At 65.3% G+C, this 24,341-nt stretch carries 22 protein-coding genes; 13 read left to right on the forward strand and 9 right to left on the reverse strand.

Annotated elements, in window-relative coordinates:
- Positions 1–39 precede the first annotated feature (39 nt).
- The 12 genes from ACS5PJ_RS00760 to ACS5PJ_RS00815 all read left to right on the forward strand — a co-directional run bounded on the left by ACS5PJ_RS00760 (position 40) and on the right by ACS5PJ_RS00815 (position 11,504).
- On the forward strand, positions 40–753 hold the full coding sequence (locus ACS5PJ_RS00760) for an HAD hydrolase-like protein (protein ID WP_439433035.1): 714 nt from the start codon (positions 40–42) through the stop codon (positions 751–753).
- Complete coding sequence (locus ACS5PJ_RS00765) at positions 740–1,408, forward strand: lysophospholipid acyltransferase family protein (protein WP_439433036.1); 669 nt, start codon at positions 740–742, stop codon at positions 1,406–1,408. Before ACS5PJ_RS00760 ends, ACS5PJ_RS00765 begins: the two co-directional genes overlap by 14 nt.
- Before the next feature lie 56 nt (positions 1,409–1,464).
- The gene (uvrC, locus tag ACS5PJ_RS00770; RefSeq protein ID WP_439433037.1) at positions 1,465–3,471 is read left to right on the forward strand and encodes an excinuclease ABC subunit UvrC; all 2,007 of its coding nucleotides are present in this window, start codon (positions 1,465–1,467) and stop codon (positions 3,469–3,471) included.
- A 72-nt stretch (positions 3,472–3,543) separates the two neighbouring features.
- Positions 3,544–4,467, forward strand: a complete 924-nt coding sequence (gene rapZ, locus ACS5PJ_RS00775; protein ID WP_439433038.1) for an RNase adapter RapZ — start codon at positions 3,544–3,546, stop codon at positions 4,465–4,467.
- Positions 4,467–5,486: a gluconeogenesis factor YvcK family protein gene (locus tag ACS5PJ_RS00780; protein WP_439433039.1), complete on the forward strand. Its 1,020-nt coding sequence runs from the start codon at positions 4,467–4,469 to the stop codon at positions 5,484–5,486. Before rapZ ends, ACS5PJ_RS00780 begins: the two co-directional genes overlap by 1 nt.
- A 9-nt stretch (positions 5,487–5,495) precedes the next feature.
- The gene (whiA, locus tag ACS5PJ_RS00785) at positions 5,496–6,476 is read left to right on the forward strand and encodes a DNA-binding protein WhiA (RefSeq protein WP_354148507.1); all 981 of its coding nucleotides are present in this window, start codon (positions 5,496–5,498) and stop codon (positions 6,474–6,476) included.
- A gap of 111 nt (positions 6,477–6,587) precedes the next feature.
- Positions 6,588–7,214: a superoxide dismutase gene (locus ACS5PJ_RS00790; RefSeq protein WP_439433040.1), complete on the forward strand. Its 627-nt coding sequence runs from the start codon at positions 6,588–6,590 to the stop codon at positions 7,212–7,214.
- 263 nt (positions 7,215–7,477) lie between these two features.
- A complete protein-coding gene (gene gap / locus ACS5PJ_RS00795; protein ID WP_439433041.1) occupies positions 7,478–8,488 on the forward strand; it encodes a type I glyceraldehyde-3-phosphate dehydrogenase in 1,011 nt (336 codons plus the stop codon).
- 10 nt (positions 8,489–8,498) lie between these two features.
- Entirely contained in the window at positions 8,499–9,725 is a 1,227-nt protein-coding gene (locus ACS5PJ_RS00800; protein ID WP_439433042.1) for a phosphoglycerate kinase, read from the forward strand.
- A gap of 118 nt (positions 9,726–9,843) precedes the next feature.
- Positions 9,844–10,659, forward strand: coding sequence for a triose-phosphate isomerase (tpiA, locus tag ACS5PJ_RS00805; protein ID WP_439433043.1), 816 nt, complete (start codon positions 9,844–9,846; stop codon positions 10,657–10,659).
- A gap of 51 nt (positions 10,660–10,710) precedes the next feature.
- Positions 10,711–10,968, forward strand: a complete 258-nt coding sequence (gene secG / locus ACS5PJ_RS00810) for a preprotein translocase subunit SecG (RefSeq protein ID WP_354148502.1) — start codon at positions 10,711–10,713, stop codon at positions 10,966–10,968.
- A gap of 140 nt (positions 10,969–11,108) precedes the next feature.
- Entirely contained in the window at positions 11,109–11,504 is a 396-nt protein-coding gene (locus ACS5PJ_RS00815) for an RNA polymerase-binding protein RbpA (RefSeq protein ID WP_439433044.1), read from the forward strand.
- Here the strand turns inward: ACS5PJ_RS00815 and pgl are convergent.
- From pgl to tkt, 6 genes are read right to left on the reverse strand one after another with little or no spacing between them, the layout of a single operon-like run.
- Positions 11,457–12,275 carry a 6-phosphogluconolactonase gene (gene pgl / locus ACS5PJ_RS00820; protein ID WP_439433045.1) on the reverse strand — a complete coding sequence of 273 codons (819 nt, stop codon included), beginning with the start codon at positions 12,273–12,275 and terminating at the stop codon, positions 11,457–11,459. The two genes, ACS5PJ_RS00815 and pgl, sit on opposite strands and share 48 nt — an antisense overlap.
- The gene (locus ACS5PJ_RS00825) at positions 12,265–13,206 is read right to left on the reverse strand and encodes a glucose-6-phosphate dehydrogenase assembly protein OpcA (RefSeq protein ID WP_439433046.1); all 942 of its coding nucleotides are present in this window, start codon (positions 13,204–13,206) and stop codon (positions 12,265–12,267) included. The genes pgl and ACS5PJ_RS00825 overlap by 11 nt, the downstream gene beginning before the upstream one ends.
- Complete coding sequence (gene zwf / locus ACS5PJ_RS00830) at positions 13,203–14,768, reverse strand: glucose-6-phosphate dehydrogenase (RefSeq protein WP_439433047.1); 1,566 nt, start codon at positions 14,766–14,768, stop codon at positions 13,203–13,205. Before zwf ends, ACS5PJ_RS00825 begins: the two co-directional genes overlap by 4 nt.
- 15 nt (positions 14,769–14,783) lie before the next feature.
- Positions 14,784–16,418, reverse strand: coding sequence for a glucose-6-phosphate isomerase (locus tag ACS5PJ_RS00835; RefSeq protein WP_439433048.1), 1,635 nt, complete (start codon positions 16,416–16,418; stop codon positions 14,784–14,786).
- A 6-nt stretch (positions 16,419–16,424) separates the two neighbouring features.
- Entirely contained in the window at positions 16,425–17,540 is a 1,116-nt protein-coding gene (tal, locus tag ACS5PJ_RS00840) for a transaldolase (protein WP_439433049.1), read from the reverse strand.
- A gap of 23 nt (positions 17,541–17,563) precedes the next feature.
- Positions 17,564–19,681, reverse strand: a complete 2,118-nt coding sequence (tkt, locus tag ACS5PJ_RS00845) for a transketolase (RefSeq protein WP_439433544.1) — start codon at positions 19,679–19,681, stop codon at positions 17,564–17,566.
- A 517-nt stretch (positions 19,682–20,198) separates the two neighbouring features.
- On the opposite strand from tkt, the gene ACS5PJ_RS00850 reads away from it, so the two are divergent.
- Entirely contained in the window at positions 20,199–21,158 is a 960-nt protein-coding gene (locus ACS5PJ_RS00850) for a heme o synthase (RefSeq protein WP_439433050.1), read from the forward strand.
- A 431-nt stretch (positions 21,159–21,589) separates the two neighbouring features.
- Here the strand turns inward: ACS5PJ_RS00850 and ACS5PJ_RS00855 are convergent, their stop codons facing one another.
- The 3 genes from ACS5PJ_RS00855 to ACS5PJ_RS00865 are packed head-to-tail and all read right to left on the reverse strand — an operon-like array spanning position 21,590 to position 24,307.
- On the reverse strand, positions 21,590–22,534 hold the full coding sequence (locus ACS5PJ_RS00855; protein ID WP_439433051.1) for a COX15/CtaA family protein: 945 nt from the start codon (positions 22,532–22,534) through the stop codon (positions 21,590–21,592).
- 7 nt (positions 22,535–22,541) lie between these two features.
- Positions 22,542–23,294 carry an ABC transporter permease gene (locus ACS5PJ_RS00860; protein ID WP_439433545.1) on the reverse strand — a complete coding sequence of 251 codons (753 nt, stop codon included), beginning with the start codon at positions 23,292–23,294 and terminating at the stop codon, positions 22,542–22,544.
- A 44-nt stretch (positions 23,295–23,338) separates the two neighbouring features.
- A complete protein-coding gene (locus ACS5PJ_RS00865; RefSeq protein WP_439433052.1) occupies positions 23,339–24,307 on the reverse strand; it encodes an ABC transporter ATP-binding protein in 969 nt (322 codons plus the stop codon).
- Between the last annotated feature and the right edge of the window lie 34 nt (positions 24,308–24,341).

Consider the following 24,341-nt stretch of genomic DNA (forward strand, 5'->3'; position numbering starts at 1 on the left):
GAGTTTCAGGCATGCGCGGTGTCGTGAGAAACTAGGCCGGTGACTCAAACAACAGTGCCCGTGATCTTCGACCTGGACGGCACTCTTGTCGATCCTGCCGGCGGCATAACCGACGGAATCGCAGCGGCCCTCGCGGCCGAAGGACTCCCGGTTCCCGCCCGGGACCTGCTGGACGCAATGATCGGACCCAAACTCAGTGACTCGCTCCTGAGCGTGGCGATGGTCCCGGCGGCGAAGCTGGAGAACGTCATCCGGCGCTACCGTCAGTACTATCTGGCCACCGGAATCGGCCAAAGCCGGCTGTATCCGGGAATCAAGGATGTCCTGGAGGGCTTCGCCGCGGCGGGGCGGCCGGCTGCCGTCGCCACGCAGAAGCCGGAAGGTCTGGCCCAGATCGTGCTGAGGCATCACGGTATCGACGGCCTGTTCCAGTCCATCCGGGGCTCCTCGGACAACGAATCCTCAACCGAAGGGCCCGTGGGTAAGGCGAGCATCATTGCCGAAGCCCTGGCTGATCTTTCCACCCACCACGCCGTGATGGTGGGCGACCGTGCCCAGGACGTCGCCGGTGCCATCGCGAACGGACTGGACTGCATCGGGGTGGGCTGGGGCTTTGCGCCCGACGGCGAACTCGACGACGCCGGGGCGTTCACCGTGGTGGAAACTACGACAGGCCTCGTGGCCGCCATCGGGCGGCTTGAGTCCATCCACGCAGCCGCCATGGGTGAGGTGCGCAACGATGGCTCTGTTTGAAGCGGTCCGCTGGACCACCCGGGGACTTATTGCCGGCTCCTGCCGGCCCACCGTCATCGGTCTCGAAAACGTCCCCCAGGACGGCCCCTTCATTGTGGCGCCGAACCACCTCTCCTTCTTTGACAGCGTCATCGTCCAGGCGTTGATGCCCCGGCCGGTGGCCTTCTTCGCCAAAGCCGAGTACTTCAACACCGGTGGCGTCAAAGGCAAGGTCATGAAGTCATTCTTTGAGTCCGTGGGCTCCATCCCGGTGGAGCGCGGCGAGCAGGCGGCCAGTGTCCAGGCACTCAAAACCCTCCTGGACATCCTCGAGGCGGGCAAGGGCATAGGGATCTATCCCGAAGGTACCCGTTCACGGGACGGGATCCTTTACCGCGGCCGGACAGGCGTGGGCTGGCTCGCGTTGACCACCGGCGCGCCGGTGGTTCCTGTCGGCCTGATCGGTACGGAGAACCTCCAGCCGGCCGGCGAGAAGGGATTCAGGCCCCACCACTTCACCATGAAAGTGGGGGAGCCGCTGTACTTCGACAAGACCGGCCCGGATCATTCGCTGCCCGCGCGCCGGCAGGTAACGGACGCCATCATGGAAGCCATCGCAGCCCTCAGCGGCCAGGAACGTGCCACCACCTACAACCAGAGCAAGATCACGGATTAGGTTACGGATCAGCCCGCGTGGCAAGGAGGCCGGGCTGTCCTCAGTAGACTGGAGTCGTGGCAGATCCAGCAACTTACAGGCCCCAAACGGGTGAAATTCCCACCAACCCCGGGGTGTACCGCTTCCGCGATCCCCACGGCCGGGTCATTTACGTCGGCAAAGCAAAAAGCCTCCGGTCGCGCCTGAACTCCTACTTCGCCAACCCGCTGGGCCTGCTCCCCAAGACGTACGCCATGGTCCACGCGGCGAGCAGTGTGGAGTGGACGGTGGTCAGCAGCGAACTGGAGTCACTTCAGCTCGAATACACCTGGATCAAGGAATTTAAACCGCGTTACAACGTGGTTTTCCGGGACGACAAAACCTATCCGTACCTGGCCCTGACCATGAGCGAGAAACTGCCCCGGGTCCAGGTCATGCGCGGGGACCGGCGAAAAGGCACCCGCTACTTCGGCCCGTACACAGCCGGTGCAATCAGGGAAACCATGGACACGCTCCTGCGGGTGTTCCCGGTCCGCAGCTGCAGTGCCGGGGTGCTCAAAAGGGCGCAGGCCAGCGGCCGGCCGTGCCTTCTGGGGTATATCGATAAATGCTCGGCGCCCTGCGTAGGCCGGATTTCCCCCGAGGACCACCGGGCTTTGGCGGAGGACTTCTGTGCATTTATGGGCGGCGAAGCCAAACGCTTCATCTCAAAGCTCGAGAAGCAGATGGCCGAAGCGGTAGCGGAGCTGGACTACGAGCGGGCGGCACGGCTCCGTGATGACATCTCGGCCCTCCGGAAGGTCTTCGAGCGCAACGCAGTGGTGCTCGCCGAGGATACCGACGCCGATGTATTTGCGCTGTTCGAGGACGAGCTTGAAGCCGCAGTCCAGGTGTTCCACGTCCGCGGCGGACGGGTCCGCGGCCAGCGCGGCTGGGTTGTGGAAAAGGTGGAGGATGCCACCACCCCTGACCTGGTGGAACACCTCCTGCAGCAGGTTTACGGCGAGGACGGCGACAGCCATGGCAGGCTGCCCCGCGAGGTGCTGGTTCCCGTGGAGCCCAGCAACGCCGCGGAACTGACGCAATGGCTTGGCGGGCTGCGGGGGGCCAAGGTGGACATCCGGGTCCCGCAGCGCGGCGACAAAGCGGCCCTGATGTCCACGGTCCGGGAGAACGCCGAGCATGCGCTGAAACTGCACAAGACCCGGCGGGCCGGTGACCTGACGGTCCGCTCACAGGCCCTCCAGGAGCTCCAGGAGGCCCTGGATATCCCTGTTGCCCTGATGCGCATTGAATGCTATGACGTGTCGCACGTCCAGGGCACCAATGTCGTGGCGTCCATGGTGGTGGTGGAGGACGGACTGCCCAAGAAATCCGACTACCGGAAGTTCTCCGTCACGGGTGAGGCCGCCACGGATGACACCGCGGCCATGCATGATGTCCTGACCCGGCGCTTTCGGCATTACCTCCAGGACCGGACAGCACAGGTGGAGGCGTCCGCCCTGCCCGGCCACCAGGCGGCCCTGAAGGCCACGGCCGACGCCGCGGTCCTGGACTCCACCACGCCGGCACCGCGGGCCAGGTTCGCCTACCCGCCCAACCTCGTGGTGGTTGACGGCGGCAAACCCCAGGTCAACGCCGCCGCCCGGGCGCTGGCGGACCTGGGTATCGAGGACGTGTACGTGGTGGGCCTGGCCAAGCGCCTCGAGGAAGTGTGGCTGCCGGACAGTGACTTCCCGGTGATTCTGCCGCGGACCTCCCAGGGTCTTTACCTGCTGCAGCGCATCCGGGATGAAGCGCACCGCTTCGCCATCACCTTCCACCGCCAGAAGCGCGGGAAAGCCATGACGGTCTCCGCGCTCGACGACGTACCAGGGCTGGGCGAATCCAAGCGAAAGGCGCTGCTGGACCAATTTGGCTCCGTCAAAGGCGTGAAGTCGGCCACTGCGGCCGAGCTCACAGCCGCCAAGGGCATCGGACCCTCCCTTGCCACCGCCATCATTGCCCACTTCAGCTCGGTCGATGAAGCAGGAGATACAGTCCCCGCCGTGAATATGACCACCGGCGAAATCATTGAAACCTAGGTAGGGTAAGGAGCGCAGGTTTCCGCCGATGCGGTTCCCTGCCTACATCAGAGCAGAAACGGGGCGGAACGAATGGCAGACTCGACGGCGGAATCCGGGACGGGGCAGGACGGCTTCACGCCGGTCAAGCCCCTCGAAGCGGAACTGCTGGTGGTCACCGGAATGTCCGGGGCCGGACGGAGCACCGCCGCGGACGCCCTGGAGGACCACGGCTGGTACGTCGTGGAAAACCTTCCGCCGCAGATGCTCGGGACACTTGCTGAACTTGTGTCCCACGCGCCGCAGTCCATTCCGCGCCTCGCTGTGGTGATGGACGTCCGCAGCAAGGGCCTCTTTGCCGACGTCCGCGCCGCCCTCGGCGCCCTGGAGGCCAGCGGCGTGACTTTCCGGGTGCTCTTCCTTGACGCCAACGACGACGTCCTGGTGCGCCGCTTCGAGCAGGGCCGCAGGCCCCATCCCCTCCAGGAAGGCGGCAGGATCCTCGACGGCATAGCAGCCGAGCGCGAGGTCCTGAAGGAACTGCGGGACAGCGCCGACGTCGTCCTGGACACATCCGCCTACAACGTCCACGGCCTGGCCACGGCCATTACCGAGCTCTTCAGTGAAACCGGTCCGGTGGCCCTGCGGATCAACGTCATGAGCTTCGGCTTCAAATACGGCTTGCCCGTTGACTCCAACTACGTCGCCGACGTCCGGTTCATTCCCAATCCGCACTGGGTGCCTCAGCTGCGCCCGCACACCGGGCTGGACAAGGACGTCAGCGACTACGTCCTCGAGGCCGAGGGCGTCAAAAACTTCGTTGACCGCTACGTCCTGGCGCTTGAGCCCGTCCTGGATGGGTACCGGCGCGAGAACAAGCACTACGCCACCATCGCCGTCGGCTGTACCGGCGGCAAGCACCGCTCGGTGGCGGTCGCCGTCGAGCTTTCCAAGAAACTGGCACAGTATCCCCGCGTGACCGTGACCACCACCCACCGGGACCTGGGCCGCGAATAATGGGGATGCTTACGGGGCCGCTGCCGCTGATACCGGTGTCCGGCGGAACGGCAGGCGGCCAGCAGGACAAAGGGCCGAATGTCGTGGCATTGGGCGGCGGGCACGGCCTGTCCGCTTCGCTGTCGGCGCTGCGGCTGCTCACCTCGGAGCTGACCGCCGTCGTCACGGTGGCGGACGACGGCGGGTCATCCGGGCGTCTGCGTGAAGAGTACGGTGTCCTCCCGCCCGGAGACCTGCGGATGGCGCTGTCGGCGCTGTGCGATGACACCGACTGGGGGCGCACCTGGCGTGACGTGATGCAGCACCGGTTCCAGCCGGGCAAAGGGCGCGGCGGGTCCCTGGACGACCATGCGATGGGAAACCTGCTCATCGTCACCCTTTGGGAGCTGCTCGGCGACACCGTGGCCGGACTGAAATGGGCAGGTGCCCTGCTCGGCGCCCGGGGGCAGGTCCTGCCGATGTCCACCGTCCCGCTCACCATCGAAGGGGACATCCGCATCACCGCCCCGGACGGCGCGACGGCATTGCAGACCATCCGCGGCCAGGCCCAGTGCGCCGTTGCCGGCTCCCTGGAACGCGTCCGGCTGGTGCCCGAGCAGGCGCCTGCCTGCGTCGAGGCCCTGACCGCCATCGAACTGGCCGACTGGATCATCCTGGGGCCGGGCTCCTGGTACACCTCGGTCCTGCCGCACCTGCTGCTCCCGGAAATGCGCGATGCCCTCTGCGGCACCGCCGCCAAACGCTGCATCACCATGAATCTGGCGACGGACACGAAAGAGACCACCGGCATGTCCGCCGCCGACCACCTGCATGCACTGCGCCGGTATGCACCGGACTTCGGGGTCGACGTCGTCCTGGCGGACCCTGCGTCGGTGCCGGACCGGCAGGAGTTCGAGAAAGCTGCGGGGATGATCGGTGCCGAGGTTGTCTTGGGTAAAGTGGGGGCGTCGGGCCGCCGGCCCGTCCATGACCCTTTGCGTCTGGCAGCGGCGTACCACGACATTTTTGGGAACAGTTAGGAAGGTGCCATGGCACTGACATCATCGGTCAAGGAAGAACTGTCCCGGCTGGACATCAAGAAATCGTCTGTCCGCAAGGCTGAGGTTTCCGCGATGCTCCGGTTCGCAGGCGGCCTTCACATCATCTCGGGCCGGATCGTGATCGAGGCAGAGGTTGACCTCGCGTCCACGGCCCGCCGCCTGCGCGCCGCCATCGCCGAGGTCTACGGCCACCAAAGCGAAATCATCGTGGTCTCCGGCGGGGGACTGCGCCGCGGCAGCCGCTACGTGGTGCGTGTGGTGCGCGATGGCGAATCCCTGGCGCGCCAGACCGGGCTCCTGGACGGCCGCGGCCGGCCGGTCCGGGGGCTTCCTTCGGCGGTCGTGAACGGTTCGGCCGCTGATGCCGAGGCCGTCTGGCGGGGCGCTTTCCTCGTCCACGGCTCGCTCACCGAGCCTGGCCGGTCTTCCTCGATGGAGGTCACCTGCCCCGGCCCCGAGTCCGCCCTTGCCCTGGTGGGCGCTGCCCGCCGCCTCGGCATCCAGGCAAAGGCCCGCGAAGTCAGGGGAGTGGACCGGGTGGTCATCCGCGACGGCGACACCATCGCGGCCCTCCTGACCCGGATGGGCGCCCACGATGCCCTGATGGTCTGGGAAGAACGCAGGATGCGCAAAGAAGTCAGGGCCACGGCCAACCGGCTCGCCAACTTCGACGACGCCAACCTGCGGCGGTCCGCCCAGGCGGCTGTGGCCGCCGGTGCGAGGGTAGATCGCGCCCTGGAGATCCTGGGTGACGACGTCCCGGACCATCTCAAATACGCCGGTGAACTCCGGGTCGCCCACAAACAGGCGAGCCTGGACGAACTGGGCCGGCTTGCCGATCCGGTGATGACCAAGGACGCCATCGCCGGGCGCATCCGGCGGCTTCTTGCCATGGCCGACAAACGTGCCATTGACCTGGGCATCCCCGGTACGGATGCGAATGTGACGCCTGAAATGCTGGACGAGTAACCGCGCCCTAGAATCAGAGCGTTCACCACTGATCTTCCGGATGCCCGTCATCCGGATGCATAATCCGAGAGTTACAACCCGGACAGACCGTCCACGACATTGGAGGATTTTGTGACCGAGTACGTACTGCCAGAGCTCGACTACGACTACGCAGCGCTTGAGCCGCACATTTCGGCGCGCATCATGGAGCTGCACCACAGCAAGCACCATGCGGCCTACGTCACTGGCGCCAACAACGCACTGGCCCAGCTGGCCGACGCCCGCGACAAGGGCGACTTCGCCAACATCAACCGCCTGTCCAAGGACCTCGCGTTCCACACCGGCGGCCACGTCAACCACTCGGTGTTCTGGAAGAACCTGTCCCCGGACGGCGGCGACAAGCCCGAGGGCGAGCTGGCCGCGGCCATCGACGACGCCTTCGGGTCCTTCGATGCCTTCCGTGCCCAGTTCTCCGCGGCCGCCCTTGGCCTCCAGGGCTCCGGCTGGGGCTTCCTGGCCTACGAGCCGATCGGTGGCAACCTGGTCATCGAGCAGCTCTATGACCAGCAGGGCAACGTGGCACTGGGCACCACCCCGCTGCTGATGCTGGACATGTGGGAGCACGCCTTCTACCTGGACTACGTCAACGTCAAGGCTGACTACGTGAAGGCATTCTGGAACATCGTCAACTGGGCCGACGTCGCCAAGCGCTTCGACGCTGCACGCACCAACGCGACGGGCCTCATCACCCTCCCGTAGGTGACCGGCGGTACATAAGCCTGTAACAAAGTTCACATTCCGGTGGCATTTGGGCCGGAATGTGGACCGTCTGCCCCCGCACTTGCGGGGGCAGACCCTGTTAAACGTAAGATAGGTCACGGAAGGCGGTCAGCCTTCAGCAATGTGGCTGGTCGCCCTCCGATCTGTAAATCATCTCTGCCCAACGGCGTGCGGGATCTGTTAGTTGGCTTCAACGCCCGCTCAACTAGTTGTGCTTAACAAGCACCAAGGAGACTGAAAAAGTGACGACCCGTATTGGTATCAACGGCTTTGGCCGTATCGGCCGCAACTACTTCCGCGCAGCACTGGCACAGGGCGCTGACCTCGAGATCGTTGCCGTCAACGATCTCACCAGCCCCGAGGCCCTGGCCCACCTCTTCAAGTACGACTCCGTCGGCGGCCGCCTGAAGGAAACCATTGAGGTCAAGGACGGCAACATCGTCGTCAACGGCAACGTCGTCAAGGTCCTCGCCGAGCGCGACCCCGCCAACCTGCCGTGGGGGGAGCTGGGCGTTGACATCGTCATCGAGTCCACCGGTTTCTTCACCAAGGCCGCAGCTGCGAAGAAGCACGTCGATGCAGGCGCCAAGAAGGTCCTGATCTCGGCGCCGGCCTCGGATGAGGACATCACCATCGTGATGGGTGTGAACCACGAGCTCTATGACAACGCGACGCACCACATCATCTCCAACGCTTCCTGCACCACCAACTGCCTCGGCCCGCTGGCCAAGGTCATCAACGACGAGTTCGGCATCGAGCGTGGCCTGATGACCACCATCCACGCCTACACTGCCGACCAGAACCTCCAGGACGGCCCCCACAACGACCTCCGTCGTGCCCGTGCCGCCGCCATCAACATGGTCCCCACCTCCACGGGTGCGGCCAAGGCGATCGGCCTGGTCCTGCCGGAGCTCAAGGGCAAGCTGGACGGCTACGCCATCCGCGTTCCCGTCCCCACCGGCTCCGCCACCGACCTCACGGTCACCGTGTCCCGCGAGACCACGGTTGAGGAAGTCAACGCTGCACTGAAGAAGGCCTCAGAGTCCGATTCGCTTCAGGGCTTCCTGACCTACACGGATGAGCCCATCGTCTCCTCCGACATCGTGGGCGACCCCGCGTCATCGATCTTCGACTCCGGTCTGACCAAGGTCATCGGAAACCAGGTCAAGGTTGTTTCCTGGTATGACAACGAATGGGGCTACTCCAACCGCCTCGTTGACCTAACGGAGCTCGTCGCAGCCAAGCTGGGCTAGGGTTAGTCACATGACATTTCACACCCTCAACGAACTGATCGCTGAAGGTGTCCGCGGGCGGTACATTCTGGTTAGAAGTGACCTGAATGTGCCGCTCGACGGCTCTACAGTCACTGACGACGGCCGCATCAAGGCCTCACTGCCAGTGCTGGGAAAGCTCACGGACGCCGGTGCCCGCGTGCTGGTAACAGCCCACCTCGGACGCCCCAAGGGCGCTCCGGAAGAGAAGTATTCGCTCAAGCCCGCAGTCACGCGGCTCGCAGAACTCGCAGGGTTCAAGGTTTCCCTGGCAGGGGACACTGTGGGCCCGTCCGCCAAGGAACAGGCGGCGGCACTGCAGGACGGCGAAGCGCTTGTCCTGGAGAACGTCCGGTTTGACGCCCGCGAAACCTCCAAGGACGACGCCGAACGCGGCGCCTTCGCTGACGAGCTGGTGGCACTGACCGGAGATAACGGCGCATACGTGGATGACGCCTTCGGTGCCGTCCACCGGAAGCACGCAAGCGTCTACGACGTCGCCACCCGGCTGCCTTCGTACCAGGGCGACCTCGTGCACACAGAGGTGGAAGTGCTGCGGAAGCTGACAGCCGACACTCAGCGCCCTTACGTGGTGGTGCTCGGCGGCTCCAAGGTCTCTGACAAGCTTGCCGTCATCGACAACCTCATCGGCAAGGCGGACGCCATTTTGGTCGGCGGCGGCATGCTCTTCACTTTCCTCGCGGCGGAGGGCCACAAAGTGGCCGGCAGCCTCCTGGAAGAGGACCAGATCCCCGTTGTCCAGGACTACCTGAAGCGGGCAGCCGACGCCGGTACGGAGTTCATTGTGCCCACCGACGTTGTGGTGGCCAGCAAGTTCGCCGCCGACGCGGACCACGAGACCGTCCCGGCGGACGGCATCGAGGGCAGCAGTTTCGGTGCGCAGGGAATCGGCCTGGATATCGGACCGGACTCTGCCGCAGCCTTTGCGGAACGGATCAAGGGCGCCAGGACGGTGTTCTGGAACGGACCGATGGGTGTCTTCGAGTTCGAGGCCTTCTCCGGCGGCACGCGTGCCATCGCCCAGGCATTGACCGAAGCGGAAGCCCTGACAGTGGTAGGCGGCGGCGATTCAGCTGCGGCCGTCCGGACCCTCGGCTTCGCTGATGAACAGTTCGGCCACATTTCCACCGGCGGCGGCGCCAGCCTGGAATATCTTGAAGGCAAGGAACTCCCGGGCCTGAGCGTCCTGGACCGCTAAGGAACCAGGCCCTCAAAAACCGTCCCTCGAATTACCTGGACTGCCAAGTCCTCCGGCCGGCAGGGTGCCCCCGGGCACCCTGCCGGCCGCACATTTATCACGAACTTATGGAGAACATGTGACTACGTCAACGAACGGTGCCTTCGACCGCACCCCCCTCATCGCAGGCAACTGGAAGATGAACATGGACCATGTCCAGGGGATCACGCTCCTGCAGAAACTTGCCTGGACCCTGTCCGACGCCAAGCATGACTACAACCGGGTCGAGGTTGCTGTCTTTCCTCCCTTCACCGATCTCCGTGGTGTGCAGACCCTGGTCCAGGGCGATGAACTGGACGTTGCCTACGGCGGCCAGGACCTCTCCGAATTCGACTCGGGTGCCTACACCGGGGACATTTCGGGCCAGTTCCTGAACAAGCTCGGCTGCAGGTACGTCCTGGTGGGACACAGCGAACGCCGGACCATCCATCAGGAGTCCGATGAGGTCCTGAACGCCAAGGTCAAGGCTGCCTACAAGCACGGTGTGACGCCGATACTGTGTGTGGGAGAGGGCCTGGAAATCCGGCAGGCGGGTACCCACGTCGGGCACACCCTGGAGCAGCTGCGCGCTGATGTCGCAGGGCTGACCCCGGAGCAGGCGGCCACCCTGGTGGTGGCCTACGAGCCCGTCTGGGCCATCGGCACCGGCGAAGTGGCCGGCCCTGAGGACGCCCAGGAGATGTGTGCGGCAATCCGCGCCGAACTCGCCACCATCTTCGGCGACGACGTCGCCGCGAAGATCCGGCTCCTTTACGGCGGCTCGGTCAAGGCCAACAACGTTGCCGCCATCCTCAACGAGCGTGACGTTGACGGCGTGTTGGTGGGCGGCGCCAGCCTCGACCCCGCGGAGTTTGCTAATATTGTCAGGTTCGAGAGTCACCTGTTGACGGACTAGTCCGTACACTGCCTCCGGCTCCCGCACTTCCAAACTTTCTGAAAGGCCGTCGTGGACGTTCTTCAAGTCATTCTGCAGATCCTCCTGGGAATCACCAGCCTTCTGCTGACACTCCTCATCCTGCTTCACAAGGGACGGGGCGGCGGGCTGTCGGATATGTTCGGCGGCGGCATGAGTTCCGGACTGAGTTCTTCAGGCGTAGCCGAGCGGAACCTGAACAGGTTCACCATTGTTTTGGGCGTCACCTGGGGCGTCGTCATCATTGGTCTGGGCCTGATCATGCGCTTCAGCGGCGCCGGGGACTCCTGACCCCTGTAACTTATCGCGCTCCGGCACTGCCGGTGCCGGGATCTCCGAACTAAACTGTGGCTGTTGGCTCCCAACAGCCACAGTGTCGTTTAACCACAATGTCGTGTAAGCAGCAATGTGCCAAGCAGTCAGGAGTCCCGATGGTTCATAGTGCGTCAGCGTTCCGTGGCACCCGGGTGGGTGTCACCGAAGGATCAGGTCCCAAGAACCAGTCCGAAGCGGCAGCCGGCGAAAGACTGCCGCGGATCCGGGTTTCTTTTTGGTGCGCGAAAGGGCATGAGACCCAGCTGGTATTTCTCCGCCTGCCGGACGAACAGATTCCGGCCGTGTGGGATTGCCGGCGATGCGGCTGCCAGGCATCCAGGGAAGGCAAGGACGCCGCCGGGCTTGAGCCACTGGAGGAAGGTTTCAAAAGCCATCTGGAATACGTTAAAGAACGGCGCTCCGACCAGGACGCCGAAGCGGTCCTGGCCGGAGCGCTGGAAAAACTACGCGCCGGCCGCGTCCTTCCGGACGAGCTGCCGGGGGACCCGTGAGGCAGCGTTTTCGTCGATAAGCCACAACGTGCGCGACGTACCCCGCGGACCGGCAGCCGGCACCTGCACAGGGTTGGCTCCGGCCAGGGCAAGGCCCACGGCCCCGGCCTTGTCTTCGCCGGCCACCACCATCCAGACCTCGGCGGCGGTGTTGATGGCCGGCAGTGTCAGGGAGACGCGCTGCGGCGGCGGCTTGGGGGAGTTGCGCACGCCCACCACCATTTTGGCCTTCTCCCGGATCCCGGCCTGTTCGGGAAAGAGCGACGCAACATGGGCATCCGGGCCAACGCCGAGCAGGACAACATCCAGCCGCGGCAGAACCCCCGGGTCATCCGGCCGGTCATCTGACATGTCGGATGCGTGTTCGGCCCGTGCTGCCTCCTGGAGCCTGCGGGCATAGTCCTCTGCGGCCTCTTCCGGGCTGCCGAAGTCGTCCGAGGAACCGGGCTGGTTGATCCTTGCAGGGTCAACGGGAATGTGGGACAGCAGTGCATCAAATGCCTGCCTGGTGTTGCGGTCGGGATCCTCTGCGGCGACGAACCGCTCGTCACCCCACCAGAAGTTCACTTTGGACCAGTCCACGGCGCCTGCGGCCGGGGAGTCCGCGACCGCCTTCAGCGTGCCAATTCCTACCGTGCCGCCAGTCAGCACCACCGTGGCCTCACCGTACTTGTCCTGCACATCCACCAGCTTGGTGATCAGGCGGGCCGCGATGGCGGCCATCAGAACGGACGAATCGGGATGGATGCTTACTCTTGGCTCAACGCTCACTGGGTCGGACGCTCCTTAGATTGGTACGTGGCAGTCCAATAGTAATCACTTCCCCGAAGACTTCGTCGGGGTCGAGGCGGCGGAGTTCTTCGGCGAGGCAGTCTTTGAGGCTGCGGCGGGGGAGGGAGATGCGTTGGGCGGGCTGGCCGGGCTGGGTGAGTTCGGCGACGGAGAGTCCGGGGCGGAAGAGTTGGACGTCGCCGCCGGGGCGGGAGAGCCTGACGCGGCGGATACCGGTCCCGGCGGGGTCCGCGACGATGGTCACGGGCGCGTCCAGGGCCAGGGTCAGCCAGGCCGCGAGCAGGATCGTCGAGGGTGAGTCGGAGGCGCCTTCGACGGCGACCGCGGTCACCGGTGAAGGGTCCACCTGGTCCAGGACGGCTGCGAGCTGGATCCGCCAGTTGGTCAGCCGGGTCCAGGCGAGGTCGGTGTCGCCGGCCTTATAGGTGGACCGGATGTTTTCCAGCGCTTTTTGCGGGTCGGGTTCGTTCGCGGAATCGGTGATCCGGCGGTGCGCGATCCGGCCGACGGAGGTTTCGCAGGCGTTCTCCGGTGCCCCGTGGGGCCACCAGGCCACGATCGGGGCGTCCGGGAGCAGCAGCGCCGCGACCAGGGATTCGCTTTCGTGGGCGAGTTCGCCGTAGCCGCGCAGCACGATGACCTCGGACGCGCCGGCGTCCCCACCGACCCTGATCTGGGCGTCGAGCCGGTCCGGCGCCTTGGCACCGGCGTCAGCGAGGACGATGATCCGGCAGGGGTGCTCGCGGCTGGCCTCGTTTGCGGCCTCGATGGCTTCTTCCTCGAGCCCGGAGCGGGTGACCACGACCAGGGTCAGGACCCGGCCCAGGGCGATCACGCCGCCCTGGTCGCGCAGGGCCATGATCTTTTTGGAGATCTTGGATGTGGTGGTGTCCGGCAGGTCAACAATCATGGCCTTCTCCAGGTTCGTCCGTCGCGGGCCAGCAGCTCGTCCGCCGAGGCGGGGCCCCAGCTGCCCGGAGCGTAGGGTTCGGGCTGAACGTTCTGTTCAGCCCAGAAGTCTTCAAACGGGTCAAGGATCTTCCAGGACAGCTCCACCTCGGCGTGGCGCGGGAACAGCGGCGGCTCACCGAGCAGGACGTCCAGGATCAGACGCTCGTAGGCTTCGGGGCTGGACTCGGTGAACGAGTGCCCGTAGCCGAAGTCCATGGTCACGTCCCGGACTTCCATCTGCGTGCCCGGGACCTTGGACCCGAACCGGATGGTGGCTCCCTCGTCGGGCTGGACCCGGATGACCACGGCGTTCTGGCCGAAGTCGTCCTCGCCATGGTCACGGAACAGCAGGTTCGGTGCGCGCTTGAACACCACGGCGATCTCGGTCACCCGGCGGCCCAGGCGCTTGCCGGCGCGCAGGTAGAACGGCACACCGTGCCAGCGGCGGGTGTTGATGTCCACCCGGATCGCGGCGAACGTCTCCGTGGTGGAATCGGCGGGAATGCCTTCTTCCTCGAGATAGCCCTGGACCTGTTCCCCGCCCTGCCAGCCGCCGGCGAACTGCCCGCGCGCCGAGTGGGTGGAGAGGTCCTCCGGGAGCTTGACCGCTGCCAGGACCTTTTCCTTTTCCGCACGCAGGTCATCCGCGTTGAAGGAAATGGGCTCCTCCATCGCGGTCAGGGCCAGCAGCTGCAAGAGGTGGTTCTGGATCACATCGCGGGCCGCGCCCACGCCGTCGTAATACCCTGCCCGGCCACCCGTGCCGATGTCCTCGGCCATGGTGATCTGGACATGGTCCACATAGTTCGCGTTCCACAACGGCTCAAACAGCTGGTTCGCGAACCGCAGCGCCAGGATGTTCTGCACGGTCTCTTTGCCGAGGTAATGGTCGATCCGGAACACCGCGTCCGCCGGGAACACCGACTCGACAATGTCATTCAGCTGCCGGGCCGATTCCAGGTCATGCCCGAACGGCTTCTCAATCACCACCCGCCGCCACTTGTCCCCGTCAGCCTGCGCCAGGCCGTGCTTGGACAGCTGCCGGCAGACCTGCTCAAAAGCCTTCGGCGGGATCGAGAGGTAGAACGCGTGGTTCCCGCGGGTACCGCGGGTCTCATCGAGTTCCTCGGTCACCTCGCCCAGACGCTCGAACGCGTCGTCGTCATCGAACCCGCCCTTCACAAACCGGATACCCTCGGCGAGCTGGTTCCAGACCGCCTCATCAAACGCGGTCCGCGAGTAAGCCTTCACCGACGTCTTGACCTCTGCGGCGAAATCAGCGTCGCTCCAGTCCCGCCGGCCAAAACCCACCAACGCGAAACTCGGCGGCAGCAAACCCCGGTTCGCCAAGTCATACACCGCCGGCAAAAGCTTCTTGCGGGCAAGATCACCCGTTACTCCAAAGAGCACCAACGAGGACGGACCGGCAATCCGGTTCAAACGGCGGTCACGCGGATCCCGGAGCGGATTGCGCCCTGATTTGGAACGCGCGGACCTGTTGCCGTATTCGGTTTCTGGCATGGTTGCTGTTGTGCCTTAGCTTTCAGTGACGGAGGCAGGCCTGCTGGCAAGCGCTGCAATGATGTCCTGCAGCTGTGCTACGCCGGCGGCGCGGTCAGTGAGGTGCAGGCGCAGGACGGGGCGGCCGTGACCGGCCAGGACCTGGGCGTCGCCCGCGGCCTGCGCGGAGATCAGTTCCCCGAAGGTGAACGGACGGTCCGGGATGGCCAGGTCTTCGGCCGGAGCCGCGGTGACCTGGAGGAAGACACCGATGGCGGGGCCGCCCTTGTGGAACTGTCCGGTGGAGTGCAGGAACCGCGGACCCCAGCCGAAGGTGACCGGGCGGCCGCTGACGGCGGCGAGTTCGTCGCGGATGCCTTCCAGCTGCGCGAACGCCAGCCGGTCGAAGTAGGCCTGGACGCTGAGGTAGCTGTCGTCGTCGAGCGTTCCGAGGAGGGCGCCAACGGCTTCCTCCGCAGTGGCCGCACCGCGGAGCCAGCCCCCGCCCCGGACCTCGATGGCGCCGTCAACGAAGGCGGCGGGCGTGGGTTCGGGCTGTGCGTCCAGGAGGCCGCGGGCAGCGACCTTGGCAGCCTCCACGTCCGGCTGGTCGAACGGGTTGATGCCCAGCAGGCGCCCCGCGACGGCGGTGGCGAATTCCCACACCATCATCTGCGTGGCCAGGCCACCGGCGATCGCCACTTCGTTCTCACCGAGTTCGACGTCGGCATCCGCGGCTACCAGCCGCACCACCAGGACGTCGGCTGCACCGGAGGTGACCTCCGGCGAGTTGGGCCCGGCCACCACCGGCAGGACGCCGGTGCCGAGCTTGCCGGTGGATTCGGCGATGAGCTGTTCTGCCCAGTCCGCGAAGCCCACGATGCCGGAGCCGTCCTCGGCGATGACGATCTTGTTCCGCAGCGGAGTGGTGCCACCCAGCGCGGTACCAAGGGCCAGGCCGATGTTCTCGGCGGCGTCCTCGTTCAGGATCTCGGCAGCTTCCTCGGCCTCATCCAGGAAAGCCTGGATGTCCACGCCGGCCAGGCCCGAGGGGACCAGCCCGAACGCGGTGAGCGCCGAGTAGCGGCCGCCCACGTTGGGGTCCGCGTTGAAGACGGCCCTGTAGCCGGCCTCGCGGGAGGCTTTATCCAACGGCGAGCCCGGATCGGTCACAATGATGATCCGGCTCTTGGCATCGAGACCAGCCTCGTTGAAGGCGTGCTCGAAGATCCTGCGCTGGGAGTCGGTTTCCAGGGTGGAACCGGACTTGGAGGAGACCACAATGGCGGTCTCACCCAGCCGGTCCGCAAGGGCAACACGGACCTGGTCGGGGTCCGTGCTGTCCAGAACAGTCAGCTCGACGCCAGCGGTACCGGCGATGACCTCGGGAGCGAGGGACGATCCGCCCATGCCGCAGAGCACGATCCGGGTGACCCCTTCAGCCTGCAGGGCATCGCGCAGTTCGAGGATGTCCGCCACCAGGGGCTGGGAGACGGTGGCCGCCTCAACCCAGCCGAGGCGCACTGCGGACTCGGCTTCGGCGTCGGGACCCCACAGTGTGTGGTCCTTGGCGAAGATCCGGGTGGCAACGCGGTCCTCTACCAAGGCGGGGAGGTGCTGCTCGAGTGCCTGCTGTGCGGCACCGGTGGCGTCGTAGCTGAGTGTGCTCATGAGGGGTTAGGAAGCCTTTCGTGCGGCGGCGAGGGCACCTTCGACGTCTGCCAGCAGTTCCTTCCAGCTGGCCACGAACTTGTCGAGGCCTTCGGATTCGAGGAGCGCAACAACCTCGTTGTAGGAAATGCCCAGCTTCTCGAGGGCGTCGAGCGTGGCGTTCGCATCAGCATACGTGCCGGTGACGGTGTCGCCGGTGACCACGCCGTGATCGAAGGTGGCGTCCAGGGTCTTCTCCGGCATGGTGTTGACCACCCCGGGGGCTACGAGCTCCGTGACGTACAAGGTGTCCGGGTAGGCCGGATCCTTGACGCCGGTCGATGCCCACAGCGGGCGCTGGGGGAGTGCGCCGGCCTCGGCCAGCAGTGCCCAGCGCTCGGTGGAAAAGAGTTCTTCGTAGACCTGGTAGGCCAGGCGGGCGTTTGCGACGCCGGCCTTGCCCTTGAGTGCCTTGGCCTCGTCAGTGCCGAGGGCGTCGAGGCGCTTGTCGATTTCGGAGTCGACGCGGGAGACGAAGAACGAGGCTACCGAGTGGATCCTGGAGAGGTCGTGGCCGTTCTCCTTGGCCTGCTCCAGGCCGGACTGGAACGCGTTGATGACGGCGCGGTAGCGCTCCAGCGAGAAGATCAGGGTCACGTTGACGCTGATGCCCTCGGCCAGGGTGGCGGTGATCGCTTCCAGGCCTTCAAGGGTTGCCGGGATCTTGATGTGGACGTTGTCCTTGTTGACCTTTTTGTAGAGGTGCTTCGCTTCGGCGATGGTGCCGGCGGTGTCCCAGGCAAGGCGCGGGTCAACTTCAATGGACACACGGCCGTCAACGCCCTTGGTGGCGGCGGCGACCGGTGCGAAGAGGTCGCAGGCGTCGGCCACGTCGGTGGTGGTGATTTCGAAGATGGTGTCTTCGACGCTGGCGCCGGCAGCGGCCTGCGCGGCGATGGTGGCGTCGTAGTCCGTGCCTGCCGTGATGGCGGCGTGGAAGATGGACGGGTTGGTGGTGACACCAACAACGTTCTTCTCTTCGATGAGCTTGCGCAGGGTCCCGGTCTCGAGGCGGCTGCGGGAAAGGTCATCCAGCCAGATGGAAACTCCGGCGTCGGAAAGCTGCTGAGTAGGCGTAGTCATTTTTGTATCTCCTAAAATTTGTTTCAGGCCTGCAGGCCAGCGAGGGAGTCCTTGGCAGCGGCGGCAACGGCCTCCGCGGTGATGCCGAACTCCTGAAAAAGGCGCTTGTAGTCGGCGGAAGCGCCGTAGTGCTCGAGGCTGATGGAACGGCCGGCATCGCCGACGAACTCGCGCCAGCCGAGGGCCAGCCCGGCTTCGACCGATACCCGGGCCTTGACGGCAGCCGGGAGGACGGATTCGCGGTAGGCGGCGTCCTGCTTGTTGAACCACTCAACACAGGGCATCGAAACAACGCGGGCGGCGATGCCTTCAGCCTGGAGGGCTTCGCGGGCCTTGACGGCCAGCTGGACCTCCGAACCGGTGCCGATCAGGATGACATCGGCCGGTACCGTGGCACCGTCCTTGGCGGCTTCGGCCAGGACGTAGCCGCCCTTGGCAACACCGGCAACTGAACCGAACGTATCGCCGTCGGCCGTTCCCTCACCACGGGCATAAGTGGGGATGTTCTGGCGGGTGAGCACAATGCCTGCCGGGTTCCCGTGGTTCTCCAGCATGGTCTTCCATGCTGCAGCAACCTCGTTTGCATCGCCGGGCCGGACAACGTCCAGGCCCACGATGGCGCGCAGGGATGCGAGCTGTTCCACCGGCTGGTGGGTGGGGCCGTCTTCACCGAGGCCGATGGAGTCGTGCGTCCACACGTAGAGCGACGGGACACCCATGAGCGCGCCGAGGCGGATGGCAGGCCGCTGGTAGTCACTGAAGATCAGGAACGTGCCGGAGAACGCGCGGGTGCGTCCGTGCAGGGAGATGCCGTTCACGATCGACGCCGCAGCGTGCTCGCGGATGCCGAAGTGCAGGACGCGGCCGTAGGGGTTGCCGGACCATGCGTCGGTCTGCTTGGAGGCAGGAACGAACGACGGCGAGCCCTCAATGGTGGTGTTGTTGGACTCGGCGAGGTCCGCTGAACCGCCCCAGAGTTCGGGCATGACCGGGCCGAGGGCGTTCAGGACCTTGCCGGAGGCGGCGCGGGTGGAGACGTCCTTGCCGGCCGGGAAGACCGGAAGGGCGGCGTCCACTCCCTCGGGCAGTTCCTTGGACTCGACGCGCTCCAGGAGGGAGGCGCCTTCCGGGTTGGCTGCCTGCCAGGCGTTGAAGGACTCTTCCCATTCCTTGTGGGCGGCGGCGCCGCGGTCCACGACCGAGCGAGCGTGGGCCAGGACTTCCTGGTCGACGTCGAAGGACTTGGCCGGATCGAAACCGAGGACCTCCTTGAGCGCTGCAACCTCTTCAGCGCCCAGGGCGGAGCCGTGGATCTTGCCGGTGTTCTGCTTCTTCGGAGCCGGGTAGCCGATGATGGTGCGCAGCGACACGATGGAGGGCTTCGAGGTCTCGGCCTTGGCCGCGACCAGGGCGGAGTACAGCTCCTGGACGTCTTCCTTGTATTCGCCGGTCTTGGTCCAGTCCACGCGCTGGGTGTGCCAGCCGTAGGCCTCGTAGCGCTTGAGGACATCTTCGGTGAAGGAGATGTCGGTGTCGTCCTCGATGGAAATGTGGTTCTCGTCGTAGATCACCACGAGGTTGCCCAGTTCCTGGTGGCCGGCCAGCGACGAAGCCTCGGCCGTGACACCCTCCTGGAGGTCGCCGTCGGAGGCAATAACCCAGATGGTGTGGTCGAACGGGCTCTCACCGGCGGCAGCATCGGCGTCGAACAGGCCGCGCATGCGGCGCTGGGAGTACGCGAAACCGACCGAGGACGCCAGGCCCTGGCCCAGCGGGCCGGTGGTGATCTCCACGCCGGCGGTGTGCTTGTATTCCGGGTGGCCCGGAGTCAGGGAATTCCAGGTGCGGAGCGCCTCAAGGTCCTTCAGTTCCAGGCCGTAGCCGGAGAGGAACAGCTGGATGTAAAGGGTCAGCGATGTGTGGCCCGGAGACAGGACGAAACGGTCGCGGCCCAGCCAGTCCGGGTTACGCGGATCGTGCCGCATGAGCTTCTGGAAGAGAAGGTATGCAGCCGGGGCCAGACTCATGGCCGTTCCGGGGTGGCCGTTACCGACCTTCTCCACGGCGTCTGCGGCCAGAACGCGGATGGTGTCCACCGCGCGCTGGTCCAAGCTGGTCCATGACAGTTCTTGCTCTTCCAAATGTGGCACGAAAACCGGGCCCCTCTCTGTGCTGACGGTGGGCTGTACACGGGATCCGGTCCCGGGGCACGCTGTGGTGCCCGCTGCGGTGTGTACCAGCCGTTCACCATCGAAACGTTTGATCTATCACTCAGGCACCGGCGTCGGGAATGCGTTTTCCTATGCATTCCCCGCTGTGTGCTGATCTGGTGACAGCTTAGCTCGATTCCACTCTCCGGTCAGCGCAAATCTCACGTAGTGGACGCAATTTCCCCTTATGTGAATAAGCATTCCGTGAGGTTGAGTTAATCTGCTCGAATCAGCGTTCGAGCAATCATCTGGGCCTATCAGGCGCCCGTGGCGGTGAACCCGGCACGGTATGATATTCGAAGGCTTGGGCCGGAAACCGAACGTCCGCGAGGACTTTCGGAGACATCCGGCCGCTGCGCGAACCCGGCCATGGTGAATCCGTGAAATGCCTGGCATAGCGCCTGCACCAGACAGCTGTAGCCAGACAGAGAATTACCAACCAGAACGGGTGACTGCCACCGTGAGCACAACTGATACGCCGCTTAACGCTTCCCGCACCGGCGGGGGAGCCGGGATTGCCCGCAAGGCAAAGGCGTATCTCGCCCTCACCAAGCCCCGGGTCATCGAGCTGCTGCTGGTCAGTACCCTGCCCACCATGATCTATGCGGAGCGGGGATTCCCCTCCATCGGGCTGATCCTTGCCACGCTGGTGGGCGGCGCATTCGCGGCGGGCAGCGCCGGCGCCTTCAACTGCTACATAGACCGCGACATCGACAAACTGATGCACCGCACCGAGAAGCGTCCCCTCGTCACCGGCGAGGTGACACCGCGTGAGGCCCTGATCTTCTCGTGGCTGCTGGGCGCGGCCGCCATCGTCATCCTCTGGTTCGGCGCCAATCCGCTGTCCGCGTGGCTCGGATTCGGTGCCATCTTCTTCTACGTGGTCATCTACTCGATCATCCTCAAGCGCCGCACGGCGCAGAACATTGTGTGGGGCGGGGCCGCGGGCTGCTTCCCGGTGCTGATTGCGTGGGCCGCGGTCACCAACACCGTTGAATGGCCTGCGGTCATCCTGTTCATGGTCATCTTCCTGTGGACGCCCCCGCACTACTGGCCCCTGTCCATGCGCTACGGCGAGGACTACCGCAAGGCCAACGTCCCCATGCTCGGCGCCATAGCCGGGGCCAAGGTGGTTTCGGTCCAGGTTGTCCTCTACGCGTGGGCCATGGTGGCCTGCTCGCTGCTGATGATCCCTGCCGGCGGTGCGGGCTGGGTGTATACGGTCACAGCGGTCCTCGCCGGAGCATGGTTCCTGTACGAATCGCATGGCCTGCACAACAGGGCACAGCGCGAGGACATCCAGGACAAGGGAGCCATGAAGGTCTTCCACGGCTCCATCAGCTACCTGACCCTGCTGTTCATCGCCCTCGCGGTGGACCCGTTCGTCGGCTCAGCCATCATCGGCTAGGTCGCTCTGGCACTTCCTGCAGGTTTTTCCCCAACGCTCTTGCACCACCTGTCGGAAATCCGGAAACCCTCTTGCACTTCCTGTCGGTAATCCGGAAACCCTCTTGCACTTCCTGTCGGGAATCCGGAAACCCTCTTGCACTTCCTGTCGGGAATCCGGAAACCCTCTTGCACTTCCTGTCGGGAATCCGGAAACCCTCCTGCACTTTGAGTGCAGGCGGGCTTTCTGTTTGCAGGTGTAGGTGCCGGCTGTTCCCGGCAGCCGGTCCGCCAGGTGCAAGAGCGTCGCCCAATAGGCGGCAGGATCTGCCAGAGCGTCGCAAGAAGCGTTGCAGGATGTGCCAGAGCGTCGGCAAAGAAGGCGCCCCGGTTCGTCGTGAACCGGGGCGCCTGGGCATACGGCACGTCAGCGCCGGTTGCTTAGGGGCGGGACTACTTCTGCGGGCTGGAACGCGCGACGTCGGCGGCGTTTGTCGCTGCGCTCATCAGCAGTGCCGCGCCAAGCATGTGCGCGCCCACCAACAACGCGGGGATGCCGTTGTAGTACTGCGTGAAGCCGATAACGCCTTGCAGCAACGTAACCGCCATGAGGAGCAGGGCAGCTGTCCGGAACGGTCCGGAGATCCTGCCGCTGAAAACAACGACCAGCGCGAACAGCGTTCCGGCCGTGATCAGGTAGGCAGGCACGGCATGGATGTGCGAGAACAGGTCCCAGTCAAGGTCATTGCGGGGCGCATCAGCATCACCGGCGTGCGGGCCAGCGCCGGTGACCACCACTCCGAGCATTACAGCCACTGTGGAGAACAGCGCGACGGCGGCCGCCACCGGTCGCAGGACGGACGGCAGTGCCGGGAGGCGGAGGGTTGCGAAGCGGCCGGTCCTGCCGAAAGCCCGGTTGACCAGGAGGGTGGCAATGACCACCAGCGCCATGGATACCAGGAAGTGCAGTCCAACCACCCAGGGATTGAGGTTGGTGAGGACGGTGATCCCGCCGATGACGGCCTGGGCCGGGATGCTGGCCAGCAGCCCCAGTGCCAGCAGGAAGAGGTCCCTGCGTTCCTTCCTCAGGTTCCACAGGTAGGCGAGCATCAGCACGGCGACGGCGGCCAGCGCGAAGGTCAGAAGTCGGTTACCGAATTCGATGAACCCGTGGATCCCCATTTCAGGCGTGTTCACCAGAGAGCCGTCGGTACAGCGCGGCCAGGTGGGGCAACCAAGGCCGGACGATGTCAGCCGGACAGCGCCACCGGTAACGACCAGCAGCGTCTGGCCAATGAGGGACGCCACCGCAAGGCGGCGGACCCGGGCGTCAACAGTGCGGGGAAGCCTCGCGATGAGGCTGCCTGGGATCTGGGGAAGGCGTGAAGCCGTGCTCACGGATATCTCAATTCCACTTGAACCAACGGATGGCTGCTGCACCGGCAAGAACTGTCCAGGCCAGCAGGATAAAGGCGGCACCCACATCTACGGTGCCGAACAGGAAGGCCCCGCGCAAGGACGCGCCGAGTGCGCCGGAAGGCAGATAGTGCACGATTCCCTGCGCGAGGCCCGGCAGGCGTTCTGCCGGGATGACGATGCCGCCCAACGCGCCGAGCAGGATCCACAGCAGGTTGGTGATGGCGAGGGTTGCTTCGGGTCGGACCGTGCCGGCCACCAGCAATCCCAAGGCTGTGAAGGCGGCAGCGCCAAGGACCAGCAGGGACAATCCCGGGAGCCAGCCGGCGGCGGGCGGCTGCCAACCCAGGGGCAGCGCCACCAGGGTCACCACCACCACCTGCAGGCAGAGGACAACCAGAACCGCCAATACCTTGCCGGCTATGAGGCCCGCGCGGCCCAGGGGAGTGGTGGACAGGAAGCGGAGAACGCCGTAGCGCCGGTCAAAGCCCGTGGCGATCCCTTGCCCGGTGAACGCAGTGGACATCGCGCACAAGGCCAGGATGCCAGGCACAGCCACATTGATGCGGCTTGCCCCGAGGCCGTCCAGGAAGGGAGTGACCGTCAGGCCAACGAGGGCGAGGAGCGGGAGGATGACGGCGAGAATCAGCTGCTCGCCGTTCCGGAGCATCGCCAGGGACTCGTATCGTCCCTGCAGCAGTATGCGCCGTGCAAGGGAAGCCGGCGCCTGGGCCGTGGGCATCCCGGACGCGGAAGTGCCGGCCGACGCCGGGTGCGGTGCCTTGGTCATCGGTTGTCCTTTCCCGAAACGTCGAGGAAGACGTCCTCCAGGCTGCGGGCCTGCAGGCTCAGCGAGCCGGGCATGATGTCATGGGCGGCCCACCAGGCAGCCAATGCGGACAGGTCCAGCGGCGTCAGGGGACCGGAGGCAACATAACTGCCTGCCCGTGTCTCGGTAATTGTGATGTTTGCCGGGAGTACTCCGGCGAGTTCCAGCCCCGCGGGAGCCTCGAAGACAAGGGTGCGGACATGCTCCATCCCGTCTTCAACCACCGGGTCCCGCTGGAGCAACTGGGGAACGGTGCCCTCCGCGACGTTCCTGCCGGAGTCGATGATGTAAACGTAGTCTGCCAGCCGCTGGGCGTCGTCCATGAGATGGGTTGTCAGGATGATTCCCATCCCGGCGTTGCGCAGTTCGCCAATCAGGTCAAAGACAAGTTGGCGGGACTGGGGGTCCAGGCCTGCGCTCGGCTCATCGAGGAAGAGCACCTCCGGATTCCCGATCAAAGCCGCCGCCAGAGCCAGCCGCTGCTTCTGCCCGCCCGAAAGCCGGCGCACGGAGGTCCTGCTGAATTCTTCAATGCCGAGCCGCTGGACAAGATCATCCACGGAACGCGGCTTCGCGTACATCCCGGCGACGTGCCGCAGCAGCGGAATGGGACGGGCCGACGGCGGGAGGCCGCCATCCTGGAGCATCACACCGACGCGCGCCCGTAGTCCGGCGCCCGCCTGGCCGGGATCCTGGCCCAGAAGGGAGATGCTTCCTCCCGTACGCTTCTGGAGGCCCTGGGCACATTCAATGGTGGTGGTTTTTCCGGCACCGTTGGCCCCAAGGAGGGCTGTGACCTGCCCGCGTTCGGCAACAAGGGAAACGCCGCTCACCACCCGGAGCATCTTGCCGTCCAGGCTGGCCAGCGGACCAACATCCTTAATTAACCCGCTGATGGTCAGAACCGGGGATTCGGGGGATCGCACCCCAGCATTCTACGGGATGTAGTAGCGGCGGTCG

Source organism: Pseudarthrobacter cremeus (genome assembly GCF_051857465.1).
Lineage (GTDB): Bacteria > Actinomycetota > Actinomycetes > Actinomycetales > Micrococcaceae > Arthrobacter.